This is a genomic window from Corynebacterium tuberculostearicum, from assembly GCF_032821615.1.
Lineage (GTDB): Bacteria > Actinomycetota > Actinomycetes > Mycobacteriales > Mycobacteriaceae > Corynebacterium > Corynebacterium tuberculostearicum_H.
Genome location: NZ_JAVBIF010000021.1, coordinates 15539 through 27512, shown reverse-complemented (window position 1 = coordinate 27512; position 11974 = coordinate 15539). Strand labels below are relative to the sequence as shown.

10 protein-coding genes and 2 tRNA genes are annotated in these 11974 nt (G+C 59.4%); 7 read left to right on the top strand and 5 right to left on the bottom strand.

What is annotated here, in order from left to right:
* Positions 1–241: 241 nt before the first annotated feature.
* Together RAE09_RS10775 and orn are read right to left on the bottom strand one after the other, a co-directional pair.
* Positions 242–317, bottom strand: a tRNA-His gene (locus tag RAE09_RS10775).
* Positions 318–366: 49 nt separating this feature from the next.
* Positions 367–1014, bottom strand: a complete 648-nt coding sequence (gene orn / locus RAE09_RS10770) for an oligoribonuclease (RefSeq protein WP_316981672.1) — start codon at positions 1012–1014, stop codon at positions 367–369.
* Between the two features lie 211 nt (positions 1015–1225).
* Between orn and RAE09_RS10765 the strand changes: the two genes are divergently transcribed.
* Positions 1226–2773, top strand: coding sequence for an alanine/glycine:cation symporter family protein (locus tag RAE09_RS10765; RefSeq protein ID WP_316981671.1), 1548 nt, complete (start codon positions 1226–1228; stop codon positions 2771–2773).
* Here the strand turns inward: RAE09_RS10765 and cmrA are convergent.
* The 3 genes from cmrA to RAE09_RS10750 all read right to left on the bottom strand — a co-directional run bounded on the left by cmrA (position 2770) and on the right by RAE09_RS10750 (position 4696).
* Positions 2770–3570, bottom strand: a complete 801-nt coding sequence (cmrA, locus tag RAE09_RS10760; protein WP_316981670.1) for a mycolate reductase — start codon at positions 3568–3570, stop codon at positions 2770–2772. The genes RAE09_RS10765 and cmrA overlap by 4 nt on opposite strands.
* Before the next feature lie 95 nt (positions 3571–3665).
* Positions 3666–3739: transfer RNA gene (locus tag RAE09_RS10755), tRNA-Arg, on the bottom strand.
* Positions 3740–3778: 39 nt separating this feature from the next.
* A complete protein-coding gene (locus RAE09_RS10750; protein ID WP_316981669.1) occupies positions 3779–4696 on the bottom strand; it encodes a LysR family transcriptional regulator in 918 nt (305 codons plus the stop codon).
* Between the two features lie 66 nt (positions 4697–4762).
* Here RAE09_RS10750 and RAE09_RS10745 point away from each other — a divergent pair, with 66 nt between their 5' ends.
* The 6 genes from RAE09_RS10745 to ald all read left to right on the top strand — a co-directional run bounded on the left by RAE09_RS10745 (position 4763) and on the right by ald (position 11922).
* Complete coding sequence (locus tag RAE09_RS10745; protein WP_316981668.1) at positions 4763–6814, top strand: cytochrome c oxidase assembly protein; 2052 nt, start codon at positions 4763–4765, stop codon at positions 6812–6814.
* Positions 6815–6996: 182 nt separating this feature from the next.
* Positions 6997–7641, top strand: a complete 645-nt coding sequence (locus RAE09_RS10740; RefSeq protein ID WP_005324002.1) for a single-stranded DNA-binding protein — start codon at positions 6997–6999, stop codon at positions 7639–7641.
* A gap of 119 nt (positions 7642–7760) precedes the next feature.
* Positions 7761–9431 (top strand): energy-dependent translational throttle protein EttA, encoded by a 1671-nt coding sequence (ettA, locus tag RAE09_RS10735; protein WP_005327274.1) that lies wholly within the window; start codon positions 7761–7763, stop codon positions 9429–9431.
* A 25-nt stretch (positions 9432–9456) separates the two neighbouring features.
* Entirely contained in the window at positions 9457–9873 is a 417-nt protein-coding gene (locus RAE09_RS10730; protein ID WP_250411345.1) for an acyl-CoA thioesterase, read from the top strand.
* A 42-nt stretch (positions 9874–9915) separates the two neighbouring features.
* The gene (locus RAE09_RS10725; RefSeq protein ID WP_150851296.1) at positions 9916–10554 is read left to right on the top strand and encodes a hypothetical protein; all 639 of its coding nucleotides are present in this window, start codon (positions 9916–9918) and stop codon (positions 10552–10554) included.
* A gap of 276 nt (positions 10555–10830) precedes the next feature.
* A complete protein-coding gene (gene ald / locus RAE09_RS10720) occupies positions 10831–11922 on the top strand; it encodes an alanine dehydrogenase (RefSeq protein WP_005324009.1) in 1092 nt (363 codons plus the stop codon).
* The last annotated feature ends 52 nt before the right edge of the window (positions 11923–11974 follow it).

Sequence of the window (11974 nt, the reverse complement as noted above, 5' to 3'; positions counted from 1 at the left end):
ATTCCCCGCCGCAGACGGGGCATCGAGGATGATTTTTACTCATCCCCTCATCGTGAACCTAGGTGCCTAGCACACCGGCATGTCTTTGGCGGTATTTCATGGTCGAAGCTGGAATATCCCTTTGGATAAGTGAAATAGTCCTAATATCAGCACGCCAGACCGGCTAGCCGTACAACCTCGCCAACACATCGTGTCGTTTAGGCCGAAAACTGAAAAAGCCCGAGCGCAAGGCTCGGGCACTTGGGGTGGCTGACGGGACTCGAACCCGCGACACCCAGGATCACAACCTGGTGCTCTACCAGCTGAACTACAGCCACCATCGCTGCGTGAAAGCAACGAGATATAGGTTAACTCACGCCGCCTAAATTACAAAAACGCCTGGTAATCTGCGGTGGTTTCAGCCTTGATTTCCTCCGCCTCGGGGGAGGTGGGGCCTTCGTCGGTGCGGAAGACGCTGCGGCGGTAGAAGTCCAGCTCGCGGATGGATTCGATGATGTCCTGCAGTGCGCGGTGGGCCATGCCCTTATCGGGCTGGTTGAAATAAGCACGCGGGTGCCACCGGCGGGCAAGCTCCTTGATGGTGGAGACGTCGATCATGCGGTAGTGCAGGGCGCTATCGAGCCGCGGCATATAAGTGCGGATGAAGGTGCGATCCGTGGCGATGGAATTGCCGGCCAGGGGAGCGGGGTGCTCGGGATCGCAATGCTCATTGATGAGCGCGAGTACGGCATCCTCGGCTTCTCCGATGGAGATGGTGGACTCGCGGATTTCCTTATCCAGCCCGGACTTAGCGTGCATCTGTGTAACAAAGGAATCCATCTGTGCCAGCTCATCCTCGGTGGCGTGGACGACGAGGTCGATGCCTTCGCCCAGGATGTTGAGGTTGCCATCGGTGATGACGGCGGCGACCTCAACAATGACGTGGCGCTCGGGGTCGAGGCCCGTCATCTCCAAATCGATCCAGACGAGGCGGTCGTGTTTTGCGGCTATCTCGGAATGTGGCATGCGGCCCATTCTACGCCCGCGTGCTTTTACCCCTGTATGGGGTACGAGCCGGGCTGCCCTGGAGGGGCGATTACTACTGGACAACGCCAGCTTTCAGTAAGTGTGGCGCCATACTGCATAAAATTATTCGGTGATTTGCCTCACTCATTGATGTGAGTTAGGGCATACTCTGGTTAATCGCTCTTCATTCGGGAGGTGCGACAGACTTAGGAGAGACCAGATGGCAAACTTCCTCGATGCCCTCAATACCGTAATTTGGTCCCCCGTCTTGGTGTTTTTATGCCTCGGCGCGGGTATTTATTTCACCGTGGTGACACGCGGCCTGCAGGTGCGTTGCATCCCGGACATGCTCAAGCAGATCGTTAACGGAGAAAAGTCCGCCGATGGCGTGTCTTCCTTCCAATCCTTGATGGTTTCGCTCTCTGGCCGCGTGGGCGTGGGCAATATCGCCGGCGTGGCCACAGCCATCGCCTTCGGTGGGCCTGGCGCCGTGTTCTGGATGTGGGCAGTGGCGCTGTTGGGCTCGTCCACCTCGTTCATCGAAAGTACGTTGGCGCAGATTTACAAGGAGAAGGACCAGGACACCGGTGAGTACCGCGGCGGGCCCGCCTATTACATCGAAAAGGCCTACAAGCACACTAAGGCGGCGCCTTTCATGGTGGTCTATGGCATCGTGTTTGCCGTCGCCATGATTTTGGCTACCAGCTACTTCTTGCCTGCCATCCAGGCCAATGCGGTGGCCGCCGCGGCCGATACCGCCTGGGGCATCAACTCCACCTGGGCAGCCGTCGTCTTGGCGGGCATTCTGGCCATCATCATTATTGGCGGCGTGAAGCGCATTGCGACCTTCGCCACCATTGTCGTGCCATTCATGGCGGTCATTTATATCGTGATTTCCGTGGTGGTCATGTGTATGAACTTCTCGCAGATTCCGGAGGTCTTCGGTCTCATCTTCAGGTCCGCATTCAATATGGAAGCCGGATTCTCCGGCATGCTGGGCGCGGCCATCATGTGGGGTGTTAAGCGCGGCATCTACTCCAATGAGGCCGGCCAGGGTACCGGCCCGCAGTCCGCGGCGGCTGCCGAGGTCTCCCACCCCGCTAAGCAGGGCTTCGTGCAGTCCTTCGCGGTGTACGTTGATACACTTTTTGTCTGCTCGGCCACCGCGTTCATGATTATTTCTACGGATATGTACACCGTCTTTCGCGGCAGCTCCGAGGACGGCGAAGTGGTCTACAACGGCTCGCTTCCTGATGGCGTCGAGGTTGGCCCTGGCTACGTGCAGTCCGGCCTCGATAGCGTCTTCGCCGGCTGGGGCCCAACCTTCATTGCCGTCTCCATTGCCTTCTTCGCCTTTACGACGGTCCTGGCGTACTACTACATGTCCGAGGTCAACCTGACCTACTTCAACCGCTGGGTCCGCTCCCGCACGGCCCGCCGTGGTCTGATTTGGGTGCTTCGCGCGCTAATTATTGTTTCTGTCATCGTTGGCGCCACCACCACTCCGGGTGCGGCGTGGGCGCTGGGCGATATCGGCGTCGGCACGACGGCATGGCTCAATATCATCGCCATCCTCTTCCTGCAGGTCCCCGCCATCAAGGCGCTCAAGGACTACGAAAAGCAGAAGAAGGCCGGCAAGGATCCGCAGTTCGACCCAGAAGCTTTGGGCATTAAGAATGCGGACTTCTGGGTAGAGCGCAAACGAGCACGTGGCGAGGGCAGCGTGTTCAAAGACAAAGACAAGGACTTAGAAGGCGCCGGGGCCTAGCCCATCTTGGCGTAGAAGCTGCCTACCAGCGGTGCAATCACCGGGGTGGGCAGCACCTGGCTGAGGGTATTCATCGCCTTAGATAGCGGGCCGGGCACCACGCGGCGCTGATTGCGGCGCATGGCCTCGATGGTTTCTTGGGAGCACGACTGGTAGGTGGTCCACAAAAAGTCCGGTACCACCTTGTCCACGATCGACTGGTCTTCCTCTGCGATGGTGGCCTCGCGCACTGGGCCGGGGGCGAGCAGGGTGCACGAGACGCCGGAGCCCTTCAGCTCATAGTGCAGGGCCTCCGTAAACGCATTGACGCCTGCCTTGGTGAAAACGTAGGTAGCGTTATTGGGGATGGGGATATTGCCCGCGGCAGAGCCGACATTGCAAATGGCGCCGCTGCGGCGAGGCAGCATCTGCTCCAAGGCGGCTCGTGTAAGGCGGTGGACGGCAGTTCCATTGAGCTCGAACTGCGTCGTCTCGTACGACCAGTCTTGATCCATGAAGGGGCCGAAGCTGGCGATGCCGGCGGAGTTGACCAGGATCGACACCTCGCGGGTGGCGATGGTCTCGGCCACGCGGGCGACGTCGTCAGCCACCGCTAGGTCCGCCGGCAGGGCAATGGCCTCGATATTATGGCGCTGCTCGAGCTCGGCGGCGATGGACTCCAGGACCTCGCGGCGGCGGGCCACAAGGATGACGTTATATCCCAGTGCTGCGAAATCCTGCGCCATGGCCTTGCCAATTCCTTGGCTGGCACCCGTAACGAGGGCATAAGACGTGCGGGAAGGGGCGGGAAGTGACATGGTTAAGCCTTTCCGGGGTGGGGCATGGTGAGTCCTAGCGTAAACAAAAAGCCTTGAAGCGGCGAGAAACTCGGCGCCTCAAGGCTTTCGCGCGGTGCCCCCAGCAGGATTCGAACCCGCGACACATGGGGTAGAAACCCACTGCTCTAATCCACTGAGCTATGGGGGCTTACAACGCACTCATAGTAGCCCACGAGGGCGAGGAAACCTAAGCCAGGGTGCGCTGCGGCGAGCGCAGGATGTCCACCAAGTCTTGGGCAGCTGCGGTCAGCTCGCGATCCGTGCGGTAGGCCACGATGGCGTAGTAGCGCGGCAGGTCATCAGCAATGGGGCGGGTGATGATGCCGTGCGGCTGCACAGTAGGTGCGCAATTGGGCACGATGCTGACGCCGAGGCCACTGGAGACCATAGGAATCGCGCTATTGAGGCTGGCGACCTCCTGGGTCTTTTCCGGCTTGAGGCCCGGGCGGCTATTCCATAGGTCTTGATAGAACTCGGCTAGTTCAGGAAGTTCGCGGCTGCGCGGTGGGACTAGCCAAGTTTCCTTCTTCAGGTCAGCGAGGGAGACGGGGGATTCCAATTCGGCGAGGTGCTGGGGAAGGGCGACGGAGTAATCGAACGTGGCCACCTGGTGGACGGTGAGCTCGGGGGAGTAGCGGCGAATGAAGGCCTTCGGATCGGACGTCGGCAAGAGCGCTAGGTCCACCTGGCCATCCAGCAGGTGCTTGATAGCGGTGGCCGGCTCGGCGTCGTCCAGCGAGATATTGGCGGTGGGGTAAATCCGCTTGAGCTCAGCCAGGGCGGCAGGGGTAAATTCCCAGTTCAAGATGGCGCCGGAGGCGAGGGATACGGTGCTGGCCTTGTCGCCGGTGATTTCGCTGATATGGCGCTGGGTTTCGCTGAGCAGCGCATCAACCTTGACGGCCGTTTCGTAGACATAATCGCCAGCGTCAGTGGTGGAGACACCGGAGCGACCGCGCGAAAGCAGCTGGGCGTTCAGCTCTTTTTCTAGCTTCCGGATAGAAAGGCTCAGAGATGGCTGGGTCATATCGAGGGATTCGGCAGCGTGCGTGAAGGAGCCATTGTCTACAACGGCGCGAAAATAAAGAAGTTGACGGGTGTCCATAAGCTCCATAATGGCACATGTAAAGACAAAATGTGTGTTAGGTGAGAAACTAGGTCGCGCTATACAATGCGCACTATGGCAAATGAGCAGGTTAACAGTGTGAACGCGGCGGGTAAGAAGCCCCGCCCTTCCTGGGGAATTTATATCGCAGCGATGCTAATTGCCGGCCTGATCGCCGGTTTTATTTCCCTGTTCCTCCTGGCCGATTCCCTAGCGGCCCTGGGCATTCCGGACCCCGGCCGCATAACCACCTTTGGCCTGCCGCTCTTTCGAGGTGTGGCGTGGATTCTCATGGCTTTGTCCGTGGGCTCATTCTTGGCCTCGTCCTTCCTCATCGCTCCGCGCGGGGACAATGCCGCGCTTATCGATGCCCCCTTGTCCGTCGACGGCCACATCGCCGCGCGCACCGGTACGTGGGCTTCCTTTGGCATGGCGGCCGTGGGGCTCGTGGAAATCCCGCTCATTATGTCCGACCTCACCGGCGCGCCCTTTTCCCAGGTATTCGAGCCTTCCATCATGAAAATGGCGCTGACGGAAATTTCCACCACCATCGTGTGGGCAATCTCCGTGCTCATTGCCCTGGTAGTGGGCATTCTCGGGCTCGTGGGCCGTGGCTGGTCCATGCAGCCGGTCCTGCTTTTCTTGTCCATAATGCAGGTCGTGCCCATTGGCATGGAAGGCCATTCCGCGGCAGGTGGCGACCATGATTACGGCACCAATTCGCTCCTGTGGCACTTGGTCTTTGTCATGCTTTGGGTAGGCGGGCTTATGGCGCTTATCGCCCATGGTCGGCGCCTCGGCCCCAATCTCGCCTTTGCGGTGAAGCGCTACTCCGGCATCGCCTTTATGGCCATTGTGGTGCTTGCTGTCTCGGGCTTGATTAACACGCTCATCCGCATGAATATCTCCGATCTGGTGGATTCCGCGTACGGAATCATTCTGATCACTAAATTCGTGCTGACGATTTTGCTGGGTATTTTCGGCCTCGCTCACCGCGAGCTCACCATCCCGCAGCTGGGCAAGAACCCGCGCCTTTTTGTCCGCATCGCCATCGTGGAAGTAGCGGTCATGGCCGCCACCATTGGCGTAGCCATCACGCTGGGCCGCACCGTGCCGCCCGCACCGCGGGATCCCAACCTCAACTCGATGCAGATTCTGATGGGCTATGAGCTGTTTGAAAAGCCCACGGTGCTCAACGTATGGACCATGTTCCGCTTTGACATCATGTTTGGCACCATTGGCCTGCTGTTGGCTGCGGCCTATGGCTACTGCGTCTACCGCGTACACAAGCGCGGCCTAACCTGGAGCAAGGGGCGTACCGCATGGTTTATGTGCGGAGCGCTAGGCCTGACCCTTGTGATGTCTACCGGCCTAGGCCTGTACATGCCGGCGATGTACTCCATGCACATGTTGGTGCACATGATTTTGTCGATGGCGGTCCCGCTCCTGCTCGTCCTGGGTGCGCCACTGACCCTTCTCATGGAAGCCTTTGAGGCAGGACCGAAGGGGAAGCCCAGCCTGCACGACTATGCGCTGGCGGCCACCCAGTCCAAGATCGTCGCGTTTATTACCAATCCGTTTGTCAACCTCGTGCAGTACCTATTTTTCCTCTACGTGCTGTATTTGTTCCCCGGCCTATATCAATTCGCTATCTCCGAGCACGCCGGCCACCTCATTATGAACTTTGCGTTCATCATCTCCGGCTGCTTCTACTTCTGGGAAATCATCGGGCCGGATCCACTTCCCAAGCGCCACTCCACCCCGTTCCGATTGGCTGTGCTGTTCCTTTCCATGCCATTCCACCTCTTTGCCGGCGTGTACCTGATGCAGCTGCAAAGCGTGTTGGGCGCAGACTTCTACCAGTATTTGGAGCTGCCGTGGGATCAGGATTTGCTCCAAGACCAACGCGTCGGCGGCGGCATCGCGTGGGGATTTGGTCAGTTCCCGCTGGTTATCGTCTTTGGCAAGCTCTTCCTGGATTGGCTCAGCGATGATCGCGCTACGGCTCGCCGCCACGATATGCAGGCGGATGCGGACGATGATGCCGAATTGGAACGCTATAATGCGATGCTCCAGGATATGGGCCACGGCGATGAATCGAGCTTCCGCGGGCGCTAGCCTGTGGATAACCGGCCCAAAATCGCCCTAAAACCCGATTTTTGTTGACGGGTACAACAAGTTATTCACAAGGTGGGGGTTACCGGCATGGTGTAGATAGCGCGCCGGCATCAGGATGTGGAAGCGAGCGAGGAAAACCGAACTCGCCTATCCAACTATCCAGCAAAGGATTTTCTAGCACCATGTCCCAATACCCAATTACTTTGACCGGTCGCCTTACTCGCGATCCCATCTTGACCAAGACCTCAACTGGGGCCTATAAGGCCAAACTGCGCGTCGCCTCCTCGCGCCGAATTCCGGACCGTCAGGTCGATGCTGGCGCAAATGACCCGGAAGGCAATAACCCCAAGGCCCCGCAGTGGCGCGACGTGGACCACCTCTACATCGACGTCGAAATGTGGAATCAATTCGCCATCAATGTGCGCAAATCCCTAGCCAAGGGCATGCCGTTGATCATCGTGGGCTCCTTAGTTACAGAACAATGGCGCGATGACCAGGGTACCGATCACTTCCGCACGTTCATTAAGGCGCAGTACGTGGGCCTGGATCTAAACCGCCACGTTATCGGTACTAAGCGGCTCGCTCCGCAGTACAACCAAGAAAATATTGCGGTCCCAGAACTGGGGGACAACGCCATCGAACCGGACGTGGACCACAGCCTGCCGCCGCAGCAGGCGGGGCAGGGAGATACCGCTGCCGATACCGCGGCGGACCGCTATCTAGCCGAGCGCGCCGCAGCCGCACGAGGTGGGGAAGAAGATTCCTTCGATGACGCCGAAGTGGAAGAGGAGGCTGCCGAGGCAGAATCCGCCCCAGTAAACGCCTAAGCGTTTCCGCACCGGCTTGATCGCCTCGGGTGTACCTGACCCGAGGCACCTGGGCAGTGGTTCTGATGTAGTGTTTGTGTAGATAAATACGTCTCCCAAATTTTTGCAAAGGGGTAAAAGTGGGCGAATTCATCTACACGATGAAAAACGTGCGCAAGGCAATTGGCGATAAAGTCATCCTTGACGATGTAACAATGGCGTTCTACCCAGGTGCCAAGATTGGTGTGGTCGGCCCTAACGGTGCCGGTAAGTCCTCCATTCTGAAGATTATGGCCGGCCTGGATCAGCCTTCCAACGGCGAGGCCTTCTTGGATCCGGGTGCCACCGTGGGCATCCTGCAGCAGGAGCCGCCACTCAATGACGAGAAGACCGTACGCGGCAACGTCGAAGAGGGCTTGGGCGATATCTTTGAAAAGAAGCAGCGCTTCGAGCAGATCGCCGAAGAAATGGCCACCAACTACAGCGACGAGCTCATGGAAGAAATGGGCAAGCTGCAAGAAGAGCTGGACGCCGCCGATGCTTGGGAGGTTGATTCCAAGATCGAGCAGGCCATGGAAGCTTTGCGCTGCCCGCCTTCCGACGCCCCAGTGACCAACCTCTCTGGTGGCGAGCGCCGTCGTGTAGCGCTGGCTAAGCTCCTGCTCACCGAGCCGGACCTGCTGCTGCTCGACGAGCCTACGAACCACCTGGACGCCGAGTCCGTGCAGTGGCTGGAGAAGCACTTGGCCGATTACCCGGGTGCTGTTTTGGCCGTGACCCACGACCGCTACTTCCTTGACCACGTCGCGGGCTGGATCTGTGAGGTTGACCGCGGCAAGCTCTACCCGTACGAAGGCAACTACTCCACCTACCTGGATAAGAAGCAGGAGCGCCTCGAGGTTGCTGGCAAGAAGGACGCGAAGCTGCGCAAGCGCCTGAAGGACGAGCTGGAGTGGGTACGCTCCGGCTCGAAGGCCCGCCAGGCCAAGAACAAGGCTCGTCTGGAGCGCTACGAGGAGATGGCTGCCGAGGCCGAGAAGTACAAGAAGCTCGACTTCGAAGAGATCCAGATTCCTACTCCGCCGCGCTTGGGCAATAAGGTTGTGGAAGTCAAGGACCTGCAGAAGGGCTTCGATGACCGCGTCCTGATCAAGGACCTCTCCTTCACCCTGCCGCGCAATGGCATCGTGGGCGTTATCGGCCCGAACGGCGTGGGTAAGACCACCCTGTTTAAGACCATCGTTGGCCTGGAACAGCCGGATGCCGGTTCCGTCGAGGTGGGCGATACCGTCAAGCTGTCCTACGTGGACCAGAACCGTGAAAACATCGACCCCGAGGCAACCGTCTGGGAGGTTGTCTCCGGCGGCCTGGATTACATTCACGTTGGTCAAAACGAGATGCCTTCGCGTGCTTACCTGTCCGCGTTCGGCTTCAAGGGCCCGGATCAGCAGAAGCCATCCAAGGTGCTTTCCGGTGGTGAGCGCAACCGCCTGAACTTGGCGCTGACCCTGAAGGAGGGCGGCAACCTGATCCTCCTTGACGAGCCGACCAACGACTTGGACGTGGAAACCCTGGGCTCGCTGGAAAACGCGCTGGAGAAGTTCCCGGGCTGTGCCGTGGTCATTTCCCACGACCGCTGGTTCTTGGACCGCACCTGTACCCACATCTTGGCCTGGGAGGGCAACGTGGAAGAAGGCCAGTGGTTCTGGTTTGAGGGTAACTTCGGCGATTACGAGAAGAATAAGGTCGACCGCCTCGGTGAAGAGGCAGCCCGTCCTTCCCGTGTGACCCACCGCAAGCTGACCCGCTAAGTAGCTAACGCCTTAACTGAGGAGAATGATGGCAACCCCAAGCGTGCACACGTACCGTATTCAAACCCGCTGGTCGGACTTTGATATGTACGGCCACATGATGAACGCAAACTACATCGAGCTCGCCCAGGAAGCGCGTTTGGCCTTTGCGAAGGAACATATCTATTCCAAAGGCCTCGACTTCGTTGCGTTTGTACGCCACCTGGACGTGGACTTCCTGCGCCCGATGGAGTTTAAGGACACCACTACGGTGGAGGTGGAAACTACCATTTCGCAGATTGGTACCACCTCGTTTACCACCACTCAGCAGGTGAAGAACGCCCAGGGCGAGGTCGCGGCAACCGTGGATTGCGTGCAGGTAGTCATTGACCGTCAGCAGCAGACCCCGCGTCCGTTGACGGACCAGGAAAAGGATATTCTGCACAATACCGCTGCCAACTAGCAGCGGGGCAGAGCACAGATTAGAAAGGCAGGGCCCGAAGGCATGGTCACCGAGACTCTAGAAATTGGAAGCGGTGGACCCGGCCTTCGGGCCCTTGTCACGCGCGCAGTCGGCTTGGATGCGGGCGCTTCGGTGCGACTGCGCCAACTGACTGACGACGTCGTCGATGTCTTTGTCACCACCCCCTTCGAGGTGGTTGCCTCCCGCCGCGTCCAAGGCGTCGCGTCCCGCGATGGGGCTGTGGTTTCCGCGGCCACGCTCGCCGAGCAGCTCAAAGAGCATGAATCTAGCGGCACGTTAGATTTGGGTCCTGCCCGCGATCCATCCTGGCCGGGAGCCTTGCCGCCGGCCACGGGTTACAGCGTGGTCGATACCTTGCCGGTTACCGTGGTGCGCGATCTATCCGATAAAGGCCAACAGCTCACCCGGCAATTTTCTGGCCCCATGGGCCCGCCGTCCAGCTTGTTGAATCAAACCGTTGTCACGGTGGAAGGCGATGGCACCACGGTTGAAATCCCCATGCGCATGATCTTTGCCTGCACCAACCTGGGGCTTATTCCTGGATTTTCCGCTCCGATGGATGTGCCGCGGCACCTGCGGGTGGCTCAGTTGGGTCGGTGGGTGCGACTCGACGCCCCCTTTGGCAGCATTTACCGTTCCACCCGCTTGTCCTTGTTCTAGCTTTCGCCGCGGGGGCACGTCCCTCTGGTGTTCAACAATCTCGGCGTACCACCGCCCCACAATGGGCGAGGTTGCCCGAAAAGTAGTCTGCCTTAGGGGTAGGGGGACCCTGACGTGGTAGCCTCCAGGCCCCTGTGAACAGCATGTTTAACGGGGGCTTTGGTGTAGTGCTACCCCCGCAGTGTGAATTAGCTAGCAGACCGCCGCGCGCAAACGTGTCCTGCGTTACTCTTACATGGTCGATGTAATTTCCTGCACCTACAAGGAGACTATGTAATGCGTATTGCTGTGCCAAAAGAAATCATGAACAACGAGAATCGCGTGGCTCTTACCCCGAGCGGCGCGCAGACCCTCGTTCAGGATGGCCATGAGGTCCTTATTGAGACCGGTGCCGGTGAGGGCGCTTCTTTCCCAGACTCCGAGTACGAGGCCGCGGGTGCCAGCATCGTTGGCACTGCGGAAGATACCTGGGCACAGGCAGAGCTGCTGCTGAAGGTGAAGGAGCCGCTCGAAGCTGAGTACCAGTACCTGCGCCCAGACCTCACCGTCTTCACGTACCTGCACCTTGCGGCGGATCGTCCGCTGACTGAGGCACTTGTCGACGCCAATACCACCGCCATCGCCTATGAGACGGTCACCGACCGCCACGGCACCCTGCCGCTTCTTACCCCGATGTCCCAGGTGGCTGGCCGCCTTGCTGCTATCGAAGGCACCCATCACCTGCTGTCCACCCAGGGCGGCCGCGGCCTGCTGGTCTCCGGTGTTCCGGGCACCCAGCCGGCGCGTGTCGTAGTTATCGGCGGTGGCCAGGTTGGTGCATCCGCTGTAGCTATGGCCCACGGCCTGCGCGCCGAGGTGACGGTACTAGACCTCGATCCGCACGTCCTGCAGCGCTTCGATGACCAGTACGCCGGAGGCGTGCGCACCCTGATCTCCGATCCAGCCACCATCGATAAGGAACTGCAGGAGGCCGACCTTGTCATCGGTGCCGTCCTTATCCCGGGTGCCGCCGCGCCGAAGCTGGTGCGTGAGGAGACTGTAAAGAAGATGAAGAAGGGCGCGGTCCTCGTGGACGTAGCCATCGACCAGGGTGGTTGCTTCGAAAACTCCAAGAAGACCTCCCACGATGACCCCACCTTCAAGGTGCATGACACCCTGTTCTACTGCGTGGCGAATATGCCGGGTGCGGTGGCCAATACCTCCACCCGCGCGTTGTCTTCTGCGACCCTGCCGTACATCCGCGCGGTAGCCAATGACAGCCTGGATGCCGCCATCAAGCGCTTCCCAGGTCTGGAAGGCGGCGTCATGACCCGCGGTGGCCGTCTGGTTTCCGAGCCTGTGCGCAAGGCCTTTGATTGGGAAGACTAGTCATCACCCGGCGTAGTCTGCGCTAGATACACCACAAGCCCGGCACCCCGCT

What these genes read in the sequence shown, in the direction of transcription:
- RAE09_RS10730 (WP_250411345.1), top strand. Translation starts at nt 9,457, where the DNA reads ATGATGGCAACCCCAAGCGTGCACACGTACCGTATTCAAACCCGCTGG.
- RAE09_RS10740 (WP_005324002.1), top strand. Translation starts at nt 6,997, where the DNA reads ATGTCCCAATACCCAATTACTTTGACCGGTCGCCTTACTCGCGATCCC.
- RAE09_RS10745 (WP_316981668.1), top strand. Translation starts at nt 4,763, where the DNA reads ATGCGCACTATGGCAAATGAGCAGGTTAACAGTGTGAACGCGGCGGGT.
- orn (WP_316981672.1), bottom strand. Translation starts at nt 1,014, where the DNA reads ATGGGCCGCATGCCACATTCCGAGATAGCCGCAAAACACGACCGCCTC.
- ald (WP_005324009.1), top strand. Translation starts at nt 10,831, where the DNA reads ATGCGTATTGCTGTGCCAAAAGAAATCATGAACAACGAGAATCGCGTG.
- RAE09_RS10765 (WP_316981671.1), top strand. Translation starts at nt 1,226, where the DNA reads ATGGCAAACTTCCTCGATGCCCTCAATACCGTAATTTGGTCCCCCGTC.
- RAE09_RS10750 (WP_316981669.1), bottom strand. Translation starts at nt 4,696, where the DNA reads ATGGACACCCGTCAACTTCTTTATTTTCGCGCCGTTGTAGACAATGGC.
- cmrA (WP_316981670.1), bottom strand. Translation starts at nt 3,570, where the DNA reads ATGTCACTTCCCGCCCCTTCCCGCACGTCTTATGCCCTCGTTACGGGT.
- RAE09_RS10725 (WP_150851296.1), top strand. Translation starts at nt 9,916, where the DNA reads ATGGTCACCGAGACTCTAGAAATTGGAAGCGGTGGACCCGGCCTTCGG.